The sequence below is a fragment of the Paraburkholderia nemoris genome, from assembly GCF_905221015.1.
Taxonomy (GTDB): Bacteria; Pseudomonadota; Gammaproteobacteria; order Burkholderiales; family Burkholderiaceae; genus Paraburkholderia; species Paraburkholderia nemoris.
Genome location: NZ_CAJNBO010000003.1, coordinates 281,237 through 302,860 on the forward strand (window position 1 = coordinate 281,237; position 21,624 = coordinate 302,860).

The 21,624-nt window shown below is 63.0% G+C and carries 17 protein-coding genes; 7 read left to right on the forward strand and 10 right to left on the reverse strand.

Features of this window, described 5'->3' with window-relative positions:
• Positions 1-15 precede the first annotated feature (15 nt).
• From argE to mscL, 3 genes are all read left to right on the forward strand, one after another.
• Positions 16-1,266, forward strand: a complete 1,251-nt coding sequence (gene argE / locus KHO33_RS06110) for an acetylornithine deacetylase (protein WP_175052279.1) — start codon at positions 16-18, stop codon at positions 1,264-1,266.
• A gap of 55 nt (positions 1,267-1,321) precedes the next feature.
• Positions 1,322-2,356 (forward strand): pyridoxal-phosphate dependent enzyme, encoded by a 1,035-nt coding sequence (locus KHO33_RS06115; protein ID WP_054039508.1) that lies wholly within the window; start codon positions 1,322-1,324, stop codon positions 2,354-2,356.
• A gap of 87 nt (positions 2,357-2,443) precedes the next feature.
• Entirely contained in the window at positions 2,444-2,893 is a 450-nt protein-coding gene (gene mscL / locus KHO33_RS06120) for a large conductance mechanosensitive channel protein MscL (RefSeq protein WP_054039506.1), read from the forward strand.
• Between the two features lie 171 nt (positions 2,894-3,064).
• On the opposite strand, the gene KHO33_RS06125 is transcribed toward mscL, so the two are convergent.
• From KHO33_RS06125 to KHO33_RS06135, 3 genes are all read right to left on the reverse strand, one after another.
• Positions 3,065-5,065 (reverse strand): hybrid sensor histidine kinase/response regulator, encoded by a 2,001-nt coding sequence (locus KHO33_RS06125; RefSeq protein ID WP_200564527.1) that lies wholly within the window; start codon positions 5,063-5,065, stop codon positions 3,065-3,067.
• 79 nt (positions 5,066-5,144) lie between these two features.
• Positions 5,145-5,624 (reverse strand): response regulator, encoded by a 480-nt coding sequence (locus KHO33_RS06130; protein WP_054039505.1) that lies wholly within the window; start codon positions 5,622-5,624, stop codon positions 5,145-5,147.
• 78 nt (positions 5,625-5,702) lie between these two features.
• Positions 5,703-7,313, reverse strand: a complete 1,611-nt coding sequence (locus KHO33_RS06135; RefSeq protein ID WP_054039503.1) for a sensor histidine kinase — start codon at positions 7,311-7,313, stop codon at positions 5,703-5,705.
• A gap of 397 nt (positions 7,314-7,710) precedes the next feature.
• Between KHO33_RS06135 and KHO33_RS06140 the strand changes: the two genes are divergently transcribed.
• Positions 7,711-8,205: a hypothetical protein gene (locus tag KHO33_RS06140; RefSeq protein ID WP_028196609.1), complete on the forward strand. Its 495-nt coding sequence runs from the start codon at positions 7,711-7,713 to the stop codon at positions 8,203-8,205.
• Between the two features lie 138 nt (positions 8,206-8,343).
• On the opposite strand, the gene KHO33_RS06145 is transcribed toward KHO33_RS06140, so the two are convergent.
• Positions 8,344-10,818 carry an AsmA family protein gene (locus KHO33_RS06145; protein WP_200564526.1) on the reverse strand — a complete coding sequence of 825 codons (2,475 nt, stop codon included), beginning with the start codon at positions 10,816-10,818 and terminating at the stop codon, positions 8,344-8,346.
• 185 nt (positions 10,819-11,003) lie between these two features.
• On the opposite strand from KHO33_RS06145, the gene KHO33_RS06150 reads away from it, so the two are divergent.
• Both KHO33_RS06150 and KHO33_RS06155 read left to right on the forward strand, forming a co-directional pair.
• Entirely contained in the window at positions 11,004-11,714 is a 711-nt protein-coding gene (locus KHO33_RS06150) for an ABC transporter ATP-binding protein (RefSeq protein ID WP_054039545.1), read from the forward strand.
• A complete protein-coding gene (locus KHO33_RS06155; RefSeq protein WP_200564525.1) occupies positions 11,711-12,517 on the forward strand; it encodes an ABC transporter permease in 807 nt (268 codons plus the stop codon). Before KHO33_RS06150 ends, KHO33_RS06155 begins: the two co-directional genes overlap by 4 nt.
• A gap of 90 nt (positions 12,518-12,607) precedes the next feature.
• Here the strand turns inward: KHO33_RS06155 and KHO33_RS06160 are convergent, their stop codons facing one another.
• Both KHO33_RS06160 and KHO33_RS06165 read right to left on the reverse strand, forming a co-directional pair.
• A complete protein-coding gene (locus KHO33_RS06160) occupies positions 12,608-13,171 on the reverse strand; it encodes a DUF6013 family protein (protein ID WP_054039501.1) in 564 nt (187 codons plus the stop codon).
• Between the two features lie 289 nt (positions 13,172-13,460).
• Entirely contained in the window at positions 13,461-14,477 is a 1,017-nt protein-coding gene (locus tag KHO33_RS06165; protein ID WP_200564524.1) for a zinc-binding alcohol dehydrogenase family protein, read from the reverse strand.
• 163 nt (positions 14,478-14,640) lie between these two features.
• Here KHO33_RS06165 and KHO33_RS06170 point away from each other — a divergent pair, with 163 nt between their 5' ends.
• Positions 14,641-15,606 (forward strand): LysR family transcriptional regulator, encoded by a 966-nt coding sequence (locus tag KHO33_RS06170; RefSeq protein WP_200564523.1) that lies wholly within the window; start codon positions 14,641-14,643, stop codon positions 15,604-15,606.
• Positions 15,607-15,770: 164 nt separating this feature from the next.
• Here KHO33_RS06170 and KHO33_RS06175 read toward each other — a convergent pair whose 3' ends face one another.
• The 4 genes from KHO33_RS06175 to KHO33_RS06190 all read right to left on the reverse strand — a co-directional run bounded on the left by KHO33_RS06175 (position 15,771) and on the right by KHO33_RS06190 (position 21,520).
• Positions 15,771-16,073, reverse strand: coding sequence for a hypothetical protein (locus KHO33_RS06175; RefSeq protein WP_054039499.1), 303 nt, complete (start codon positions 16,071-16,073; stop codon positions 15,771-15,773).
• A gap of 44 nt (positions 16,074-16,117) precedes the next feature.
• Positions 16,118-18,985, reverse strand: a complete 2,868-nt coding sequence (gene ligD, locus KHO33_RS06180) for a DNA ligase D (RefSeq protein ID WP_200564522.1) — start codon at positions 18,983-18,985, stop codon at positions 16,118-16,120.
• A 55-nt stretch (positions 18,986-19,040) separates the two neighbouring features.
• Positions 19,041-20,039 (reverse strand): non-homologous end joining protein Ku, encoded by a 999-nt coding sequence (ku, locus tag KHO33_RS06185; RefSeq protein WP_054039497.1) that lies wholly within the window; start codon positions 20,037-20,039, stop codon positions 19,041-19,043.
• 224 nt (positions 20,040-20,263) lie between these two features.
• A complete protein-coding gene (locus KHO33_RS06190) occupies positions 20,264-21,520 on the reverse strand; it encodes a cytochrome P450 (RefSeq protein WP_200564521.1) in 1,257 nt (418 codons plus the stop codon).
• Between the last annotated feature and the right edge of the window lie 104 nt (positions 21,521-21,624).

Consider the following 21,624-nt stretch of genomic DNA (forward strand, 5'->3'; position numbering starts at 1 on the left):
TGCCGGAGTCTTGTCATGTCTCACGTCGCTGAAACAGCGCAGTCCTCGCAAACGCCCGCCTCTGAATCGAATTCTTCCTCACCAGCATCGCTGCCTGCCTCGCTTCCGTGGGTGACCCGTCTCGTGTCGATGGACACGGTGAGCCGCAATCCGAATCTCGGTCTGATCGAAACCGTACGCGACGAATTGCGCGCAGTCGGCATCGAAGCCACGCTCACTCACGACGAAAGCGGCAAATGGGCGAATCTGTTCGCAACGATTCCCGCACACGACGGTGAGACCAACGGCGGCGTCGTGCTGTCGGGCCATACGGATGTCGTGCCCGTAGACGGTCAGCAATGGGACAGCGATCCGTTCAAACCGGAAATTCGCGGTGACAAACTGTACGGCCGCGGCACCTGCGACATGAAAGGCTTCATCGGCGCGGCGCTTGCACTCGTGCCCGAGATGCAGCGCACCAGGCTCGCGAGGCCGATTCACTTCGCGTTGTCGTTTGACGAGGAAGTGGGGTGTGCCGGCGCACCGCTCCTGATTGCCGATCTGATGAAGCGTGGTGTGAAGCCGGACGGCTGCATCGTCGGCGAGCCGACCAGCATGCGCCCGATCGTGGCGCACAAAGGCATCAACGCGTATCAGTGCTGCGTGCGCGGCCAGGCGGCGCATTCGTCGCTCACTCCGAAGGGCTTGAACGCGATCGAATACGCCGCGCGTCTGATCTGCTACATCCGCGATATGGCCGATCAATTCCGCGCACAAGGCCCGTTCGACGAACTGTACGACGTGCCCTTCACCACCGCGCAAACCAGCACGATCATCGGCGGCAATGCGATCAATACCGTACCGGCCGAATGCAAGTTCCAGTTCGAATTCCGCAATCTGCCCACGCTCGATCCCGAACCGATCTTCGAGCGCATCGATCAATACGCACGCGAAACGCTGCTGCCGAAAATGTTGCGCGAGCATCCATCTGCCGCCATCGAGATCACGAAGATCGCCGCGGCGCCCGGCCTCGATTCGTCTGAACAAGCCGCGATCACGCAACTCGTGCGTGCGCTGACCGCGGACCAGGACAAGCGCAAGGTCGCGTACGGCACGGAGGCGGGGCTGTTCTCGCTGGCGGGCATTCCGAGCATCGTGTGCGGTCCCGGCGACATCCAGCAGGCACACAAAGCCAACGAATTCGTCGCGCTGGATCAGCTCGTGGCATGCGAGCGCTTCCTGCAAAAATTCATCCACAGCATGTCGGTGGAAGCGCACGCGCACTGAAACTGAGCGCGATAAAAACGGTCTTAGCCATATCGAGGAAAAACACGCCCACGCCATGTCAACCGCCACACCGCAGCACACCGACCATACGATCAACGGCGAGCCGATCCCCACTCTCGACAACATCGCCACGCAGCATTTTGCGTTGACGCCGTGGGTGACGAGAACGCCGGTGTTCGACCGGCTCGACTTTCCGTCGCTGGAAGGCACGGTGGTGAACTTCAAGTTCGAGTTGCTGCAGGCGGGTGGCAGCTTCAAGGCGCGCGGCGCGTTCACTAACCTGCTCGCGCTCGACGAAGCGCAACGCAGCGCGGGCGTCACCTGCGTGTCGGGCGGCAATCATGCGGTGGCGGTCGCGTACGCCGCCATGCGTCTTGGCGTTAGCGCGAAGGTCGTGCTGTTTCGCGCCGCCAATCCGGCACGCGTCGCCTTGTGCCGGCAATATCACGCCGACATCGTCTTCGCGGAAAACATTGCCGAAGCCTTCGAGCTTGTGCGCCGTATCGAGGCGGAGGAAGGCCGTTATTTCGTGCATCCGTTCAACGGCTATCGCACCGTGCTCGGCTCAGCCACGCTCGGCTATGAATGGGCCACGCAAACGCCCGACCTCGAAGCGGTGATCGTGCCGATCGGCGGCGGCGGTCTCGCTGCCGGCGTGGCCACCGCCATGCGGCTCGCGAATCCGCGGGTGCACATCTACGGCGTCGAACCGGAAGGTTCGGATGTGATGGGCAAAAGCTTTGCCGCCAATCACACGGTCAAGATGGGCCATATGCACACCATCGCCGACTCATTGGCATCGCCGCATACCGAGGAATACAGCTACGAGTTGTGCCGTCGCCATATCGACCAGCTCGTCACGGTATCCGACGACCAGTTGCGCGCGGCGATGCTGACCTTGTTCGGACAACTGAAGCTAGCTGTCGAGCCCGCCTGCGCCGCCGCTACGGCAGCATTGCTCGGACCGCTGCGCGAAAAACTGCAAGGCAAACGCGTGGGCGTGCTGCTGTGCGGCACCAACACCGATCCGGTCAGCTTTGCTGCGCATATCGAACAGGCGCGTCATAGCCAGTCACAGTTTCCAGAATAAAAGCAATCCGCCTTTGCCGTGCCAAAAGACTAGCCTATCCTTCTCAGATTGGTATGATTCGATAATCGACTTCTGGGAGGAACGTATATGAGCATGATCAAGGAATTCAAGGAATTTGCCCTCAAAGGCAACGTAATGGATCTCGCCGTCGGGGTGATTATCGGCGGCGCATTTTCCACCATCGTCAATTCAATTGTTAAAGACCTGATCATGCCGGTTGTCGGCGTTGCCACCGGCGGCCTCGATTTCTCCAACAAGTTCGTTCGCTTGGGCGATATTCCCGCCAGCTTCAAAGGCAGTCCCGAGTCGTATAAAGACTTGCAGACGGCAGGCGTGGCAGTGTTCGGTTATGGTTCGTTTATCACCGTCGCCATCAACTTCGTGATCCTCGCGTTCATCATTTTCCTGATGGTCAAGTTCATCAATAATCTGCGTAAGCCGGCTGAAGCCGCGCCGGCAGAACCGGCGCCAACGCCGGAAGAGGTCGTGCTGCTGCGTGAAATCCGCGATTCGCTGAAGAGCTCGTCGCCGCGCTGAGCCGGCCGGGTTAAGTCACCCAGGTTGGGTCAATCTGAATCACGTTAAACATTCGCGTCGACACATTAAGCGGCGCAAATAAATAAGGCCTGTCGCGAGGAAATCGCCACAGGCCTTTTTCATACCGCGTGCAGATTACGTCGCCCGAGTCGAGTCGACGTGGCGGACACACTAAGCGTTCTTTTCGTCCCCTTCGTTCCCCTCGTCCTTCCCTGCCTTCAGATTCACCGCGCTTTCGATCATCGTCTCGAGCTGTCCGAAATTGACAGGCTTGGTCAGATGCGAAGTAAAGCCGGCGCTCAGGCAACGGCGCACATCGTCATCGGTGCCGAAGCCGGTCAACGCGACCGCCGGCGCATCCGAACGCTCGCGGAACGCTTTGACGAAATCGAGGCCTGTGCCGTCGGGCAAGCCCACGTCGCTGATCACGAGATCGAATGTCTGCGACTGGGTGGCGGCGAGCGCATCGTCCACACGGCCCACCATGGTCACGTCGTGACCCAGGCTGCGAATCAGCTGCGCCATCACCTCGGCGGTATCCACGTGGTCTTCGATCAGCAGAATGGTCAGCTGGGCGTGATGACGCACCTCATCAGGCGCTGCAACGGGCGTGAGCTCCTCAGGCGCGGCGGCGGTCGGCAGCGTGATCGTGAAAGTCGCGCCGCAGTGCGCGCCCGGGCTCTGTGCGACCACCGTGCCGCCGTGCACATCGGTCAGGGCCTTGGTGATCGCGAGACCGAGACCCAGGCCGCCGAATTGCCGCGTCATGTTCTGGTTGCCCTGCTCGAACGCGTTGAACAGTTTGCCGATCTGCTCGGGCTCGATGCCGATGCCCGTATCCTCGACCGAGATCTGCACATGCATACGTTCGTCGTGCGTGCGCACGTAGATATGGCCGCCGTCCGGCGTGAACTTGGCGGCGTTGCGAATCAGGTTCCATAGCATCTGTTGCAGCCGTGCGCGGTCGGCGAGCACGTAATGGTGCTGCGCATTCGTGCAGACGTGCACGTCCTGCTGCTTGACCTGGATCTCGCTGCGAAAGAGTTCGAGCACGCTGTCGATCACCTCGTGCACGTCGACGGTTTCGAGCGACAAACGCAGCTTGCCGTTCGCCACGCGCGTGAGATCGAGCAGGTCGTCGATCAGGCGCGCTTCGAGTTCGACGTTGCGGCGAATCATGCGCACGCTCGCACGCGCCTGATCGGGCAGACCCGGGATCATCTCCAGCACGCTAGCCCCTGCCAGAACAGGCGTGAGCGGTGTGCGCAATTCGTGCGACAGCATGGCGAGGAAGCGGTCTTTCGCACGATTGGCTTCCTCAGCGATCTGGCGGGCGGCCTGCTCCGAGGCAAGCAGCCGTTCGCGTTCCTCGATGGCCTCGCGCTGCGGATGAATGTCCGTGCAACTGCCGAACCATTTGCTGACATTGCCTTCAGCATCGCGCATGGCGACCGCGCGGATATCGAACCAGCGATAGGCGCCATCATGGCGGCGAATCCGCAGTTCGTGCCGGTAGTCACCGGCGCCCCCCGTCACCGCCTTGAGCCAGGTGCGGCGAATCTCTTCGCGATCGTCGGGATGCACCGCTTCGAGCCACGCGAGACCATACGAACTGCTTTCCGCCAGCCCGGTGTAGTCGAACCACTGCTTCGAGAGGAAATCGCAATCTCCCGCGGCGTTGCAGGTCAGCACGAGATGCGGCAACGCCTCTGACAAGGTTCGGTAATGCTGTTCGCGATCGCGTAGCAACAAGGCTTCGTCCGAAGCCTTCTGCAAACGTACCTGGGAGAGCACCCGCTCCACCGCCTCGGGCAGGTAATCGAGGTAGTCGCCGGACTTCGGCACCACGTCGGACACGCCTGCGCGCAAGGCTTCGATCACCCGGGATTCGTCAGTAAAACCGGTCACGAGGATGGCGGGGATCCGCACGCCTTCCGCGCGCAAGCGGCGAAAGAAGTCGAGGCCGGTCTCCGGCCCGCTGAGCTGGTAGTCGAGCACGAGCAGATCGGGTGCGCCCGCAGCGAGGCGCGCGCGGGCCGCTTCGACCTGCGCGCAGATTGCAACCCGGCAGCCGGCGCGTTCGAGCGACTTGCGCGCGAGCCGCAGGATGCCTTCGTCGTCATCGACGACCAGCACATACGCGGCGGGCTGCGTGGACACGTCTTCGGTCATGCGGAGTCTTCTCTGGCTAGGTCTGGTGTGGTTATCTTGTCATGGGTCGCTTTCGGAGCGCCTTCATATGAATCGTCTGTCACGGCGCGGCCAGCCGGTGGCCCGACGGCAGTTTCACCACCTGCAGGAAGAAGCCGAGGCGGCGCACCGCTTCGATGAACGCGTCGTATTCGACCGGCTTGGTGATATAGACGTTACAGCCGAGTTCGTAACAACGCGCGATTTCGCGCGGATCGTCGGTCGTGGTCAGCACGATCACGGGCACCGCGGCTGTCTGCGGCGAATCCTTCAGGCGCCGCAGCACCTCGAAGCCATCCACGCGCGGCATTTTCAGATCGAGCAGCACGACGAAATTCGTCAGATCTTCGCGAGGCGGGTAAGGACTGGCAGCGGGGTCCGCCGGCGCCGGACCGAAGAAGTAATCGAGGGCCTGCTGGCCGTCGCGAAAGCGCACGAAACCGTTCGAAATACCGGCGCGGCGCAGATTGCGCTCGACCAGCGTGGCGTGGCCGTCGTCATCTTCGATCAGCACGATACTGACCGTTTCCCCGTGACTCATATGCCCTCCGTACTGACAATCCATTTTTGCATCATGCTTTTAACTATCCCCACCGTTTTCTCTCGCGCCGGTCGCGGTTCAATTGCGCGCAGGCTGTTCTGGTAACACGACAAAAAAAGTCGATCCCGCGCCTTCCGCCGACTCGACCCAAACGCGGCCGCCATGCCGTTCTACCATACGCCGCACCACCGCGAGGCCGATGCCGTCTCCGTTCGCAACGTCGCCGTGCAGGCGCTGAAACGCCCGGAACACCTTCGACATATACGCCGCCGGAATTCCGAGTCCGTTGTCGCGCACATAGTAGGTACGCGTACGCAACGCGCGCGGCTCTGTTTCGTCGACCGGTTCCGGCTCCAGCGCGCCGATCTCGATGCGCCCGTTGCGCGCCGGGTCGAGATAATTGAGCGCGTTGCCGATCAGGTTGCCGAAAATCTGCTCGATCGCACCCGGGTCGCCCCATGCAGGCGGCAACTCGCGCACGGTCACCACCGTCCCGCGCTGGCTGATGGCGCCTTGCAGCGCATCGACCACTTTGCCCACCACCCGCCCGACGCTCACCCGCTGCCACTGATATTCGAGCCGCCCGGCGCGTGAAATCCGCAACAGCGCGTCGATGATCGCCGCCGCCCGCGTTACCGCCGTGCGTAGATATTGCAGAGACTCGCGCACGTCGCCGTCAAGAATATGCGTCATACGCCGATGTTCGGCTTCCGGCAGTTTCGCCGCCTCGACGAGGCTGTCCAGTTCGTCGCACGACACCTGCAATTCTTTCGAAAAGCCTTGCAGATTCACCAGCGGCGAGCGCAGATCGTGCGACACGCTGTAGATGAACATTTCGTTGTCTTGCGTCTCCTGGCGCAGCTCCTCGTTGACGCCGGCCAGTTCCCGCGCGCGCGCTTCGAGCCGCACTTTCAGCTTGGCCTGCTCGCCTTCGGCCTCGCGCAGGCGTTCGCCCGTCTGATGCAGCACCGCGTCGAGCGCGGCAATTTCGTCGCTGCCGGAGAGCGGCGCCGCAAGCTGCCGCCCGCTGCCCAGGCGCTCGGCATTGCCGGTCAACACTTCCAGCCGCCGGCCGATGCTGCGCGCGAACACGACAGCAGTGGCCGCCCAGATCAGCATCGAGCCCAACACCGCGGCGATCAGCGCATATTGCTGGCGTTCGCGGCGCCGTGCGAGAGCCGCGCCGCGCTCGGCGTCGAGCCGCGAGGCCTCATTGCTGAACTCGGCGAGCTGATCGCGAAACAGTGCGATCTGCTGGGGCAGCGCGCCCGTGTCCAGCGCGGCAAACGGGTTCAGGTTGTGCCCAGCGCGCAGCGCCTGCGAGATCGCGGTGGCCTGCAGGCGATACGCGTCGATCGCCTGTTGCATCTTGCGCACCCGCGCGACCTGTTGCGGCGTATCGGCCACCAGCGCTTCCAGATTCGACAGCCGGTCGCCGAGATCGACCCATACGGTGTGGCGGTCGACAAACGACGGATCGCCGACGGCCATGCCCGTGCGGACCCGCGCGGCCTGACGCAGCAGCGGATCGACAATGGCCGACGACTGATAAAGGATCTGCTTGCTGTTGCTGACCCACCGCGCGGCCTGTGCTGTTTGCTCCTGGGTATCGAAGACGACGCCCAGAAGCGCCAGCTCGACCACGCTCGGCACTGCAATCAGCAGCAGACCCTTGGTGAATAGTTTCATGTTCGCCCGAAGGGTCGTTCAAGCCGCAGCGGTACGCACGGACCACGCGCCTCGCCTCGGCATGCGGGCGGGCCGTTGCGGTGCAGGACTGGCCAGCACGCCGCGGTGCAGCCGGACGGGCCATTATCGACGTGAATGTGAGATATTTCAACGTAGCGGCTAGATGCGCTCGCCCACATAAAAATGACTTTTTTATTGATACGAGTTGTTTTTTCGGCGGCGCGTGCGTCTATGATGGAGACAGATGTGCTGGGAAGCGAAAGCGCGCGGCGAGGCGGTTCGGCATGATTCGTGCGGGAGGCGGTGAGAACGGCGTAGAAGCCGAATCATCGTGAATCCGGCCTTGTCGTATGCTATAAAAGATCGACGTGCGGCGCGCGAAGCCGGGAGTTGTCGCATGAGGACGCTGCGTTTCTTGCAATTCTTTTTCAGGCGAATTTTTATGTCCTTCCCGAAAAAGCGTAGACGCGCGAAGGTGGACGGCGATGAGTCGTTCCTCGCGGTACTACGGCATTTCAAGCCGTTCGGTCAGCTCGACACCAAAATTGCGCGCGCTCGCGCGCAGGACGAGCCGGTACTCTATGCACATGTGCTGCCCGGGCTCGACGTTCTCCTGTGCAGCGTACGCGGCGCCCAGCCGCCCTATCCCGCGCCCGCCGAATTGCGGCGGCGTTGTATCGAATCCATTACCAATGCATTGGAACAGCCGCTCGATGGTCTCGAGAACGGCGGGTATTGGTATGAAGCCGACGGATTCGGGTTCCTGGTCTTTGCCAGCCGGGCCCGAGGCAAGATTCTGACGGAGTTTGGCGCCACCCGCGTTGGCGGCGCCCGGCGCGGCGTTCGCAGGCAGGATGCGGCGGGAGATGCCGCTCCGCGCTCGCTACGGTAGTTCTTTTCTTTCCTTTGCCTGTCGCGACTGATTAGTGTTCGCCCCGTATTGGGGGAACGCTAATCAGCCACAAGAAAATAAAGGCAAGGCCGGACCCGAAGAGCCAGCTCCACCAGTCTGCAGACGCGGCAGAAAACATTAACTCCCCTTGTATTCAGCTCCCGTGGGCGGCGACATGACCGCAGGCTTTTTGTCGGCCGCAGCCGGTGAGGAAGCGCCCGCGGAAGACTTGTTCACCGGCACACCGTCGAGGGAAATGGCCGGCTTGGGCTGTTGCTTCATACCCGGCGCCGGCGCGGTCGGCGCCTGACGAACCTGTGCCAGCAACTCCCCGCACGGCAGCGGTTTGTTATTGCTAGGCGCGAGCAGCGGAATCAGCGCCGCAAACGGATTGATCAACCCGAGTCCGATAACGGCGCCGCCTCGCAACGCCAGCGCTGTCGCGTTCACGCCGACGTGCGGGTCCTTGAACGTCCCCTTCACATACAGCGGCGAGCGCAGCGAAAACACCCGGAAGCCCTTGGTATGCGGATGCACGCCGAGATCCATCGATTCGTCGCGCAGATTCACGTTGCCGTCGATATTGATGACCGCGTCGTCCGTGTCGAGCGCGAACACACGCGAATCCAGCACACCGTTCGTCGCGACAAAATCCGCCGCCGCGCAGTTGATCTTCACGTCGCGATTGCCGAACAGCTTTTCATAGACCACGTTCGCCACGTTCAGGCCCGCGGCTTCCATCAGCAGGCGGCTTACCGTGCCGTCGGTGATCAAGGCCTTCACCTCGCCGTTCGACGTTGCCGCCAATGCCGCCGGCGAGTTGCCGGTCGCGGTCAGCGCGGCGTCGCCGTTGATTTCGCCGAGCGCGTTCTGCATCGTCTTGAAGTTCGGAAACAGTTGCTTGAGCTTCAGATGCCGTGCTGAGGTCGCGAAGCGGCCCTTCAGCGGCGTCGTGCTGCCGTCCAGATGAATATCCGATGACAGCGAGCCGCCCGCCACGCCGAACTTCAGCGGCTCGAGCGACAGCACGCCGTCGGTCATCACGACGTGCGTGTACAGGTCGGTAATCGGCAGATTGGTGTCCTTGACGATACGGCGGCCGGTGAACTTCACGTCGGCGTCGATCGCATTCCAACGGTCGGTGCGGAATTCTTCGACCGGCAGGACCTTGTTGGCGGGCTGCGCGGTCGCATCGCCGCGCTTGGCCTTGCTGGCATTAGAGTCCGCGCCGATGACCGGCGCCAGATCGGCGAATTGCAGCAGATGCGATACGAGTTCGCCCTGCAACAGCGGACGCGGTTCACGTGCCGTGTAGGTCAGCGAGCCATTCAGATCGCTGCCGCCCACCCGGCCTGTAAAATTTTCATACTTGAAGACGTTGGCACCGGGCTTGAACTGGCCGACCAGACGCCCCTCGGTTGCATACGGCGGCGTGTCGGGCAAGGTGACGCCCGTCAGCGAATATAGCCGCGCCAGACTGTTGCCTTGCAGCCAGAGACGCAGATCGACCGCGGCAAGATGCGCCGGATCGGTGATCGTGCCCACGAGGCCGACGCGCAGATCGCCGGCCTTCACGTCTGCCTGCACTGGGAACGGGCGGTTTGCGTCCTGTAACGCCAGCACGCCGCCTACCTTGCCGCTGCCGGATACCGGCGTCTTGTTGTAGGTGCCCTTGACGGTCCAGGCGATCGCGTACGGCGGGATCGCCGGCTTTGCGCCGTTCGCCGTGGCTGCCTCGCTGGCGTTCGACGCCGAGGCTACCGCGGCGCCGCTTGCACCCTCGCTCGCGCCGTTCGCCCCGCCGGCAACCAGCGCACCCGACACGCCATTCGCTGCCGTCGCGCCGGACGCGGTGATATCCGTCGACGAAGCGCCAGAAGCCGCCGCCGCGGACGCTGCCGCCGCTTCCGATGCCGCCTGCGCGTTAGCCTGTGCCGTCAGCTTGCTCGCCCCCGCTTTACCGACCGCCTCCGCCGATGCGCTGCGCGACGCCGTCTCCTGCTGCTTCATCACCTCGCCGATCGGAATTGGCTGGCCGAGCGTATCTATGGCCATCTGCATCTCGACCTTCTTCTGCTGATCCGACAGTGCGATATTGCCTTTGGCAAAGGCGATGTCGTGCAGATCGAGCTTCCATTCGGAAGGTCCGCTCGAAGACGCCAGTTTGAAGGTCCAGTTGTCGCGCCCGTCGAGCAGTCGTTCGAGGTCGACGGAAGGATTCACGAGGTTGATCGCGGGGATCACGATGTCGTGCGCGAGCAGCGGCAGCACCTTGACCTGGAAGTCGATTTCGTCCAGCGTCGCGAAGTGCGGCTGTTTAGCCCAGTCGGGATTGCCGACCGTGATATTGGCCGCCGAAAAACGCGGCCAGGGCACCCAGCCACGCCAGCCGGTTTCGCCGACCGGATGCTGCCAGCCTACTTTCAGATCGCCGTTGATCGCGAACGGCCGGCCGATCGCCTGCGTCACCTTGTCGTCGATGTAGGGGCGCGCCCGGTTCCAGTCAAAGGTCAGGATGAAGATTGCCAGGGCGACAATCAGAATGACGATGATCGCCAGCAGCCATGCGATGATTTTTCCTATCCGTCTTCCAATCGTGCTCGACACTGCCATTGAAAAGCTCCGCCTTTGTTCTTCGTTGTGCATGGGGCCAGCACGTATCGTGCCTGGTAGTATTGTTTAATAGGGGTCGTTTTATCATGCCGCACCACTCCGGCACAGATTTCCCAGCCATAAAAACGTAAGGAAATGTCATGGCGGCCCCCGCATCCACGCAAAAATCCACCACGACCGAACTCATGCCAGATGTTCCTTTCGTCCTCGCCGACGGTATCGCCCGGCGCGATGCATTGCGCGGGCAAACGCTGCTGCAGCCGACCACCTTCGCCCTCTGCGCGGGCGACCGCGTCGCGGTCACCGGGCCGTCGGGTTCGGGCAAGAGCGTGTTTCTGCGCGCCCTCGCCCTGCTCGATCCGCTCGATGCCGGACGCATCATGTGGCACGGCGCGGCGGTCGAGCGCGCCGCCATTCCGCGTTACCGGCGCAACGTCGCGTATATCCGGCAGCGGCCCGCGCTGCTCGACGGCAGCGTCGAAGACAACCTGCGCTACCCGTTCGAATTGCGGACCTACCGCGACGTGCGCTTCGATCGCGCACGCGCGGCAAGCCTCGCCGCTCAGGCCGGCCGCGGTGACGATTTTCTCGACAAACGTGCGAGCGAGTTGTCCGGCGGAGAAGCGCAGATCACCGCGCTGATTCGCGTTCTGCAACTCGCACCCGAAGTGCTGCTGCTGGATGAACCCACCGCTTCGCTCGACCCGGAGTCGTCGCATGCGATCGAGGCTTTGGTGCATGCGTGGTTCGCGGCCGAACCCGGCCGGCATGCGTCGATGTGGGTGTCGCACGATCCGGCGCAAGCGGCGCGCATGAGCGAGCGGCACCTCACGATGCGCGCCGGCGTGCTCGACGAATCCTCAGTGACGCCCGCGCATCAGGGGCTCGGCCAATGACCTTGCAAAACCTGAGTCTCTGGGACGTCGCGATCGCCGCGTTGCTGATCGTGGTGAATGGCGTGGTGTCGGTGGCGCTCAAGCTCGATCTGGAACGCAAGCTCGCGTGGGCGGCGGTACGCACCGTCGTGCAATTGCTGGCGATCGGCTATGTGCTCGGCTGGGTGTTTCGCTATGACCACTGGTTCGTGGTGCTGCCCTTGATGATCGTGATGACGCTGATCGCCGGCTTCGCGGGGGCGCAGCGCGGCAGCCGCACCTATGCCGGGCAGCGTGCGGACAGTGTGCTTGCGATCTGGGTCAGTTCGTGGCTGGTGGCCGCGGTCGGACTCTTCGTCGTGATCCGCATTCACCCATGGTACGAGCCGCAGTACGCGATTCCGATTCTCGGCATGATCCTCGGCAATACGCTCACCGGCGTGTCGCTCGGCATCGAACGGATGACCGAGGAACTGACCGCGCGACGCGACCGTGTGGATATGGCGCTCGCGCTCGGCGCAACCCGTTGGGAAGCGGCGCAGGCGCCGGCGCGCCAGGCGGTGCGCGCGGGCATGATGCCCACCTTGAATCAGATGGCCGTGGTCGGTGTGGTGAGTTTGCCCGGCATGATGACCGGGCAGGTGCTGGCCGGTCAGTCGCCGTTGCAGGCAGTGCGTTATCAGATCGTGATCATGTTCCTGATCGCGGCCGCCTCCGCCTTGGGGACGGTGGGTGCGGTGTTGCTCACATATCGGCGGCTCTTCTCGGCGGAACACCGTTTTCTGTCGGCGCGGCTGGTGGAGCGGCCCGCGGCGCAGCGTTGATGGGGCAAACAGCATGCACGGGGCGACGCGGCTGGCGTCGCCCGTTCGCGGTTAGTCTCATCGGCCGCGCGCAGACTTCACGCGTGGCCTTCAGCGTTTCGCGGTGACCGCCACTTCGGTGCCGTCACTAAGCGTCAGCGTTTTCGTGCTGCCGTTGGTCGGCATCGTAAAACGCAGAATCTGGCTGACGGCCACGCTGTTCGGACACTTGAGCGTTTTGCCACCGCTCGTCACCGTCTTGACGCCATGCGGCGTCTGCGCCTGGAAGCTCAATTGCACTGACGCCGTGCCGTCTCCGGCGACGACCGGCGCAAAACGGATCTGCGTCTGGCGAATCATCGCGCCGTTGGTATCGGTTGGCAGCGACGAGTAATTCGGGCAGCTATCCGTCGCGGGCACAGGGCCACCTGGCGGCACCGTCTTCCACGTGAAGTCGTCTGATTCGCCGGAGCGGATCGTACGCGTTTCCTGTGAATTGCCGAACTGTTTCGACGTGACGCGGACCGTATAGCGGATCGGACCGTCGAGGGCGGACTGCGATGTCACCGTGATCGGCGTGGCTGCGTGAACTGGCGTCACGAGCATGCCGGGCGCGAGCGCGCATGCGAGAGAAGCAACAACTGAAACGGCGGAGAGTTTGAAGCTGGAGCTCATACTGTCACCTCGTTGTTGTACCGCTGCGCGCCCGCTCAAGCGCTACTGCCAATGCACCGTCTGACTGGAGCCAAGTTCACGCCTGGTGAATACCTGGTAGCACCTGGTAAACACCTGGCTGAGGCCCTGCCAGACGAGCCGCGAGACGCGCAACTGTTTTAGCATGATGCCCCACCAGTCTACCGCCAAGCGGCGCCGTGCGCGCTTCATACGAATCGGGTGTTACCCCGCTTGCGTTGAGGCGTTTTCTGCGCGTGCGACGTGACAGGAATGCCAAACTCCGCGCAGTCTAGAAGCCCGTCAGCACCAGCTTGCCGATCGCGCGCCCCTCTTCGAGCAGCCGATGCGCACGGCGCAGATTGTCGGCGTTGATCGTGCCGAGATTCTGGCCGACCGTCGTGCGCAACGTGCCCGCATCGACGAGACGCGCCACCTCGGTGAGCAGCTTGTGCTGCTCGATCATGTCCGGCGTGCTGAACATCGAACGCGTGAACATGAACTCCCAGTGGAACGCGGCGCTTTTCGCCTTCAGCAGTTCGACAGGCACCGGCTGGCTGTTTTCGACGATCGTGCAGATGCCGCCCTGCGGCTTGACCAATTCAGCGGCTGCCGGGAAATTCTTGTCGGTATCGTTGAAGATCAACACGTAATCGACCTGGTCGATGCCAAGCTTTTTCAACTGCGCGGGCATATGGTCGAAGTGATCGACGATATGATCCGCGCCCAACTCCGTCGCCCACTTCGCCGATTCAGGGCGGGAGGCGGTCGCGATCACTTTGAGTTTCGCGAGTTGCTTGGCCAGCTGAATGCCGATCGAACCGACGCCGCCCGCGCCGCCGATGATCAGTACCGTGCGGCCTTCATCCGCGCCTTGCGGCGACACACCGAGGCGGTCGAAGAGTGCTTCCCAGGCGGTGATCGCGGTCAACGGCAAAGCAGCCGCGTGTGTGAAATCAAGCGACGCCGGCTTGCGCCCGGCAATGCGTTCGTCGACCAGATGGAACTCGCTATTCGCACCCGGCCGGGTGATGCTGCCCGCATAGAAAACCGGGTCGCCGACCTTGAACAGCGTGACGTCGGGGCCAACCGCCACCACCGTGCCGGCGGCGTCCCAGCCGAGCACCCGCGGTGCTTTCTCGACGGTGTCTTTCGGGGCGCGCACCTTGGCGTCGACCGGATTGACCGAGATGGCTTCCACCTTCACCAGCAGGTCGCGGCCCGTGGCTTCGGGTTTGGGAATTTCGACGTCGACCAGCGACTCGGCTTGATCGATCGGCAAGTAACGATAGAGACCTACGGCTTTCATCACAGCTCCTGTTCTTTCTGATGAGGTTGAGAAACCGGCGATCGGTGCCGGCGGCGCCTCGCGCTGTGCGGGACTAGTCGATCGCATTGCCGTCATCCTAAGGCGGTTCTTATTCTCATAAAAGCATCATAATGACTGAAACATCTTTTTGAATTTCAGAAGAATGGACCATCCTGCCGACCCCGTGGAACCCGCCGTCAAGTCCTCATCCGGCGAACGGGAACGACTCGATCTGCTAGACGTCGCCCTGTTCGTGCGGGCCGCCCTGCTCGCCAACGTGTCGGCGGCCGGCCGCGAATTCGGCCTGTCGGCGGCGGTGGCGAGTTCGCGTATCGCGCAGTTGGAAAGGCTCCTCGGCGCGCGGCTGCTGCATCGGACCACCCGTCGCATCAGTCTCACGCAGGACGGCGAAGTGTTCATGACACGCGCTCAGGCGCTGCTCGACGCAGCCGATGCCGCGCGCGCCTCGGTGGGCCGCGCGCAGGCCGAACCGCAGGGGCGCTTGCGGGTGTCGATGCCGTCGTCGTTCGGGCGGCAGCACGTATCGCCAGTAATCAGCGAATTTCTGCGCCGCTATCCCGGCGTGAGCGTCGATCTGCGTCTGACGGATCAGATGGTCGATCTGGTCGACGCGGGTATCGACGTGGCGATCCGTGTCGGCGTGCTCAAGGATTCGTCGCTGGTGGCGCGGCGCCTCGCCGTCAACCGCCGCGTGCTATGCGCCGCGCCCGCTTACCTCGCCGCGCGTGGGGCGCCGCACCATCCTTCGGACCTCGCCCAGCACGAATGCATCATCCTGTCAGACCAGCGCGACTGGGCATTCGTGACGCCGGCCGGACCGCTTACGGTGCGCGTGAGCGGACGCCTCGTCGTCGATAACGGCGAAGTCATTCGCGACGCCCTGCTGGCCGGTTTCGGCATCGCGCTCAAGTCGACCTGGGACGTGGCGCCGTATTTGCGCAGCGGCGAACTGGTCAGCGTGCTCGACACCTATCCGCTCGCGGAGCAAGTGGCGATCTGGGCGGTCTATCCAAGCCGTGCGTTCGTGCCGCCGAAGACGGTCGCGTTTATTGAGTTCCTTGTCGCGCATTTTGGCGATCCGCCTTACTGGGATGTGGAGCCGGGGTGAGCCGGTGGGCCAAACGCTGGGCCGCACCAAGGCGCTGAGTGATCACCGATGGCCTCGGTGCGAGCGCATAGGATCCGGTTCAAAGTGCGGCCGCGACGGCTCATTTGCGGACACGCCGGACCAGCACAACGCAACCTTTTACGCGGATCGGCGCGCACCTAACATCAGCGCTTGCCGGGCCTGCCACCACTTGCTTTGCCATCGGAGTTGACGTCCACGTGAGCATCGTTCTGCGTCTTTTGCTGATACTCGTCACCGCCGCGGCGGTCCGTGTCCTTCAGTCCGCGCTCGATGTCGCGATGCGCCTGTTTGCCGACACGACGCGGAGCGTCTTCGTGTTGCGATTCCGGGTCCTGATCGGTTTCATGCGGCAGCGGCGCCGACGCCTCCTCGCGTGAACGCGGAGACTTCTTTGCATGCGGGTCGGCCTGCTTCTCGCCGTCGGACGATTGCGCTGAGGTCTTCATGGTTTGCTCCTTTTTCAAGTTGAATCAGGCCGGCTGGGTCGCGGTCACTCCGCTTCATCCAGACGCTTTCTCATAGCTGCGGTGATGCGTTGACGTGTCTTTGCGTAGTCCGCCCACGGGTCGCGCTTGAGGTCTGCAAGACGCTCATGTACGTTTTCGATGGTCCATTGATCGCCGCTCGTGGTGGTGGCGACTTCGTCCCACGAGAGCGGCACTGAAACGCCCAGCCCCGGTCGGGCGCGTGCCGAGAATGCGGCCACCGTACTCGAGCCGCGGTTGTTGCGCAGGTAATCGACAAAGATCTTCTGCTTTCGATTCTGGGCGCCCATCTTCGCGCTGAAGTACTTCGGCAACGTCGTCGCCATATGCTGCGCGACGGCTTGCGAAAAGGTCTTCACCTCGTCCCAGCCGGCATGTTTAGCGAGCGGCACCACCACATGGAACCCCTTGCCGCCACTCGTCTTGCAGAACGAGGTCAGACCGAGTTCTTCGAGCAGCGAGCGCGTCAGTTGCGCGGCCTCGATCATCCGCTCCCAACCGAGCGATGCGTCCGGGTCGAGATCGAACACCATGCGATCGGGTTTTTCGATGTTCGACACTACGGCATTCCACGTGTGAAATTCGATCGTGCCCATCTGTGCGGCGCCGACCAGCGCCTTGAGCGTATCGACGGTAATCAGCGGTGGATGACCAGGATCGAGTCCGGGATGCTGTGTGACGTTGGGGATCGACAGCTTCTGGCTATGCTTCTGGAAAAACAGCTCGCCGCCGATGTCCTCGGGCGCGCGCACCAATGACACCGGCCTGTCCTGAAGATGCGGCAGCATCCAGTCGGCGACCGATTCGTAGTAGCGCACGAGATCAATTTTGCGGGTGCCGGTGCTTTTGTCGATGACGCGGTCGGGATGGGATACGCGAACGCCGGCGACTTCGGCTGGTGTTGTAGCGGGTTTAGATTTCGTTGTGGCGGTTTTGGTTGCTGGCGTTTTCGTCGTGCGCTTCTTCGCCACGGTGTCGGATGCGGTATCGGTTTGCTCCTGCACATCGGCTCCTTTACGGGATGCTTCCCTGACGATCTGCCGCGCCGGTTTGTCATCGCGCAGACTCACGAACGACGCCTGCCGCACAATGCCCTCGCTCGTCCATTCAGCGAAATTGCATTCGCAGACAAGCACCGGTTCGACCCAATGCACCGGCGTGCGACTGCGCTCGCGCGGCGTGCTGGCGAAAGGCATGCGGCTGGTGGCGTGCGCGTCGAGTTCCTTCTTGAGCGAGCGCAGCAACGCCGCGTCGAAACCCGTGCCGACACGGCCGGCGTATTGCAGTTTGCCTTTGTCGTCGTAGACGCCAAGCAACAACGCACCGAAGGCCGCACGGCTACCCGCCGGCTCCGAATAGCCGCCGATCACGAATTCCTGGCGGCGTCGGCATTTCAATTTGATCCATGCGGACGAACGCCCCGAGGTGTAACCGCTATCGCGCCGTTTGCCGATGATGCCTTCGAGCGCCATGTCGCACGCGCTCTTCAGCAGATCGTCGGCGCTGAACGCGAAGTCGTTCGAGAAGCGCAGTACGCTGTCATCATGCCCATCCACCCCTTCCAACAACGCACGCAGAATCGCGCGGCGTTGTTCAAGTGGCACGTCCCGCAAGTCGTAGCCGTTCAGGAACGGCACGTCGAACAGATAGATGACGATGTCCTGCGGGCGGTCCGTATCGAACGCGTTTTGCAGCGCCTGAAAACTCGGTACGCCGTTGTCGTCTAGCACCACCGCTTCGCCGTCGAGCCAGGCGCTTTCGATGTCGAGTCGTTCGAACGCCTTCACCTGCTTGCCGAACTTCGCGGTCCAGTCGTTGCCTGCGCGCGTGAACACCTTGAGCGTACGGGTCTTTGCGTTTCGATCGATGCGGGTCAACACGCGATAGCCGTCGAACTTGATTTCGTATGCCCATTCATCGCCGGGTGGCGCGGCGTCGACGAGCGTCGCCAGTTGCGGCTTGAAGGTGGCGGGCAACGCGGCCTTGACCGCGCCTTCAATCGAGGGCGATGCGGCAAGCTCGCGCAGTGACTGCGTGCTGCGGGTCGACACGATGTCGGTTTTTTTCGGGTCGGGACGGCTTGAAGAGCTGGCTTTCGCGCGGTTCCTGCCAGTGATGTTCGAGTTCGATGCTGTTTCTTTGGCACTGGCGGTCTTGATTGCAGTCCTGGCGGCCTTGATTGCAGTCCTCGCTCCGGTCTTGCTTGCGCTCTGGCGTGTCGACTCGCTCGCAGCCGTTTTTGTCGCGGTTCTCGTGGCCTTTGCGCGCTTGCCCGCCGACCCGCTGCCCTCGAGTACGCTGCCAGGGCACTCCTTCAGGACGTCGTAGTTGTTCTGATCGCGTGCTTCCGCGTCGCGCTCCTTGATCAGCAGCCACTGCTCCTTGTCGCCACTGCCGCGCATATGACTGCGCACCAGCGTCCAGCCACCGTGCAGCTTTTCACCAAAAAGCCGGAATTTAAGCTTGCCCGCCTTGTACGATCCCTCCGCCTCCGCCGCGCCGCCGACCGGCTCCCACGTCCCGCGATCCCACACGATCACAGTCCCCGCGCCGTAGTTGCCAGGCGGGATCTCACCTTCGAAAGAGCCATATTCGACAGGATGATCTTCGACATGCACCGCGAGCCGTTTCACCGACGGGTCGAGGCTCGGCCCCTTGGGCACCGCCCACGACAGTAACGTGCCGTTCAGTTCGAGGCGGAAGTCGTAATGCAAGCGCCGCGCGTCGTGCTCCTGAATCACATACGACAGCGCCTCGTTCGATACGCGCGCGGCGCTCTTGCGGCCAGCTTTCTTCCGCGCAGCTGTGCCCAATGGCTCCGGTGTTTCGTCGAAGCGGCGCTTGCGACTGTAGAGATCGAGCCTGTCGTTCATGGAGATGAACTCGTCGTGGATCGAGCTGGTGCGGTGCTATCGATCAAGCGAGCGATCAGGCGGCCGCACGCCGTTTGCGAGCAGCCGGGGCTGACTTGGCGCTGGCGCCACTGGTCTTGCCACCGCTGCGGCTCGTTGCCGCAGAGCGCGCCGCACGCGGCTTCTTGCGGGCTGGCGCGGCTGTTCCGGAGTCGGCATCGTCGCCCTCCTCGTCATCGTCCGCGGCATGCTTGCGCGCGCCCGTCGCCGGCTTGCCTTTGCCGCGGCCGAGGCTGCGCTTGAGCAGATCGGACAGATCGAGGATGTCGGCAGATTGACGCGATTCGCGCGGCGCCTCGACCTCGGTTATTTCCTCGGTCTTGCCCGCGCGAATCTTTCGGTCGACCAGCGCCATGATGTCGTCGTGGAACGTGTCGTGATACTGCGATGGATCCCACTTGTCGCTCATGTCGTTGATCAGCTTTTTCGCCATGTCGAGTTCACGCGTGGTCACGCCGGCCGCTTTCATCCCCTCCGGCGGGAGTTTGAATTCGTCGAAATCGCGCACCTCGGCGGCCCAGCGCAGAGTGTTCAACGCCAGCATCGGCCCAACTGGAATCAGCGCCGCGAGATGCTGCTTGTTGTGCAGCACGACACTCGCCACGCCGATCTTGCCCGACGCTTTCATCGCTTCGCGCAGCAGCGCGTACACCTTTTCGCCCTTGCGGTCAGGCGTCAGGAAATACGGGGTGTCGAGATAGAGAAACGAGATGTCGGGTGCGTCAATGAAGGCGAGGATATCGACCGTCTGCGTCGACTCGGGATTGGCCGCGCGAATCTCGTCGTCCGAGAGGACGACGTACTTGTCCTTTTCGTACTCGAAGCCGCGCACGATGTTCTCGCGCGCCACCTCCTTGCCGGTGCGCTTGTTGATCTGCTTGTAGCCGATCGGATCGATCGAGCGCTTGTCCAGCAGATTGAAGCCAACTTTCTCCGATTGCGTCGCCGGATACAACTGCACCGGAACGTGGACGAGGCCAAAGCTGATTGCGCCCTTCCAGATCATGTGTGCCATTGTGCGCTCCCCAAGGCCTGAGACCTTCGGTGAAGCAGCAAGCGTGCCACGGTTTTGCGCGCTATTCCCGGCTCCGTGCGGCGGTGGCTGCCACGGTTTTGGCCATTATTGCCGCCGTGGGGCCGGGCCGCTTGCCAAGGGCATCGGCTGTAAGTCTTGCGACATGTCGGCAAAAGATACGGCGCTTGCGGGCTCGTCCAATGGTGTTCGGCAAGCGCCGATCTTCAACCGCCGCTCGCCGGTTCGAGTTCGATCGGCACCGCGGCGAAGCCGCGAAACCGCACCCGTCCGCCACGCGTTGGCTCGCCGTCGAGCCGATACGTGGGAAAGCGCTGCACGAAGCGTCCGATGGCGATCCGCGCCTCGAGTCGCGCGAGCGACAACCCCGCGCATTGGTGAATGCCGAAGCCGAACGCCAGATGCCGGTTCGGATCGCGGCGGATGTCGAAGCGGTCCGGTTCCGCGAACTGCTCGGGGTCGCGATTGGCCGCGCCGATGCACAGCGTGACCGGCGTACCGCTCGCCACCGCGACGCCGCCGATCTCCGTGTCGACGGTGGCCATCCGGTTGCCTAACTGATTCGAGCTCTCGAACCGCAAACACTCTTCGACCGCCGACTCGACGCGCGATGGTTCGCGCAGCAACGCCGCGCGCTGTTCCGGCCAGGCGGTGAGCGTAACGAGACCGTTGCCGATCAGATTCGTGGTGGTCTCATGACCGGCGTTCAGAATGAAGATGCAGTTTTGCAGCAGTTCCGCTTCCGACAACTTCTCGCCGCCCTGTTCGCCTTGTTCGCCCTGAATCAGGCGCGTCAGCACGTCGTGTTGCGGATCGCCGGGCTCGCGCCGGCGCCGTGCCACCAGATCGCGCAAATACTCGACAAACTCCGTGACCGCCCGGTTGCCCCGTTCGAGTTGCACCTCGTTCAGCGACGGCTCCAGCGCGCCGAGTATCGCCAGCGACCAGTCGCGCAACGGCTCGCGTTCAGCGTGCGGCACATCCAGCAGATTGCCGATGATCTCCACCGGAATCGCCGACGCGAACTCGCCGATCAGATCGATCCGGCCACGCGCGGCGGCTGCATGGAGCAAACCATCGACGAGGCGGATCAGCCCCGGCTCCATGGCCGCGATCGCGCGCGCCGTCAGCGCGCCGGCGATCAGTTTGCGCACCCGCGTGTGACGCGGCGGATCGTTGAAGACGAGACTGGTGGTGTGGTGGGCGTAGAGCGGCGAGTCGCCGTACTTCGGTTTGAATTCGACGGTCTTGTCGGAACTGAAAGTTTTCGGGTCGCGGTAGACCGCCTGCACGTCGCGAAAACGCGTCAAAAACAGCGAGCCGTCCGGCATGCGTTTGACCGGTTCATAGGTGCGCAGCGCGTGGTAGACCGGGTATGGGTCGGCGTAGAACGCGGGACTCAGCTGGCGCAGATCGAAATCGCGTGCGAGGGTGGGCGCGTCGCTGACTGTCGCAGAGGGCATTGCTTGTCTCCGTAGTGGCGCGCCTCGTCATGGGTGCCGATACCTCGCCGATGCGTGCCACGTGCGGGTGCGCTGCGCGGCTTTTGGACGCGATGGGCTCGGCG

What these genes read in the sequence shown, in the direction of transcription:
- argE (WP_175052279.1), top strand. Translation starts at nt 16, where the DNA reads ATGTCTCACGTCGCTGAAACAGCGCAGTCCTCGCAAACGCCCGCCTCT.
- KHO33_RS06115 (WP_054039508.1), top strand. Translation starts at nt 1,322, where the DNA reads ATGTCAACCGCCACACCGCAGCACACCGACCATACGATCAACGGCGAG.
- mscL (WP_054039506.1), top strand. Translation starts at nt 2,444, where the DNA reads ATGAGCATGATCAAGGAATTCAAGGAATTTGCCCTCAAAGGCAACGTA.
- KHO33_RS06125 (WP_200564527.1), bottom strand. Translation starts at nt 5,065, where the DNA reads ATGACCGAAGACGTGTCCACGCAGCCCGCCGCGTATGTGCTGGTCGTC.
- KHO33_RS06130 (WP_054039505.1), bottom strand. Translation starts at nt 5,624, where the DNA reads ATGAGTCACGGGGAAACGGTCAGTATCGTGCTGATCGAAGATGACGAC.
- KHO33_RS06135 (WP_054039503.1), bottom strand. Translation starts at nt 7,313, where the DNA reads ATGAAACTATTCACCAAGGGTCTGCTGCTGATTGCAGTGCCGAGCGTG.
- KHO33_RS06140 (WP_028196609.1), top strand. Translation starts at nt 7,711, where the DNA reads ATGAGGACGCTGCGTTTCTTGCAATTCTTTTTCAGGCGAATTTTTATG.
- KHO33_RS06145 (WP_200564526.1), bottom strand. Translation starts at nt 10,818, where the DNA reads ATGGCAGTGTCGAGCACGATTGGAAGACGGATAGGAAAAATCATCGCA.
- KHO33_RS06150 (WP_054039545.1), top strand. Translation starts at nt 11,004, where the DNA reads ATGCCAGATGTTCCTTTCGTCCTCGCCGACGGTATCGCCCGGCGCGAT.
- KHO33_RS06155 (WP_200564525.1), top strand. Translation starts at nt 11,711, where the DNA reads ATGACCTTGCAAAACCTGAGTCTCTGGGACGTCGCGATCGCCGCGTTG.
- KHO33_RS06160 (WP_054039501.1), bottom strand. Translation starts at nt 13,171, where the DNA reads ATGAGCTCCAGCTTCAAACTCTCCGCCGTTTCAGTTGTTGCTTCTCTC.
- KHO33_RS06165 (WP_200564524.1), bottom strand. Translation starts at nt 14,477, where the DNA reads ATGAAAGCCGTAGGTCTCTATCGTTACTTGCCGATCGATCAAGCCGAG.
- KHO33_RS06170 (WP_200564523.1), top strand. Translation starts at nt 14,641, where the DNA reads ATGGACCATCCTGCCGACCCCGTGGAACCCGCCGTCAAGTCCTCATCC.
- KHO33_RS06175 (WP_054039499.1), bottom strand. Translation starts at nt 16,073, where the DNA reads ATGAAGACCTCAGCGCAATCGTCCGACGGCGAGAAGCAGGCCGACCCG.
- ligD (WP_200564522.1), bottom strand. Translation starts at nt 18,985, where the DNA reads ATGAACGACAGGCTCGATCTCTACAGTCGCAAGCGCCGCTTCGACGAA.
- ku (WP_054039497.1), bottom strand. Translation starts at nt 20,039, where the DNA reads ATGGCACACATGATCTGGAAGGGCGCAATCAGCTTTGGCCTCGTCCAC.
- KHO33_RS06190 (WP_200564521.1), bottom strand. Translation starts at nt 21,520, where the DNA reads ATGCCCTCTGCGACAGTCAGCGACGCGCCCACCCTCGCACGCGATTTC.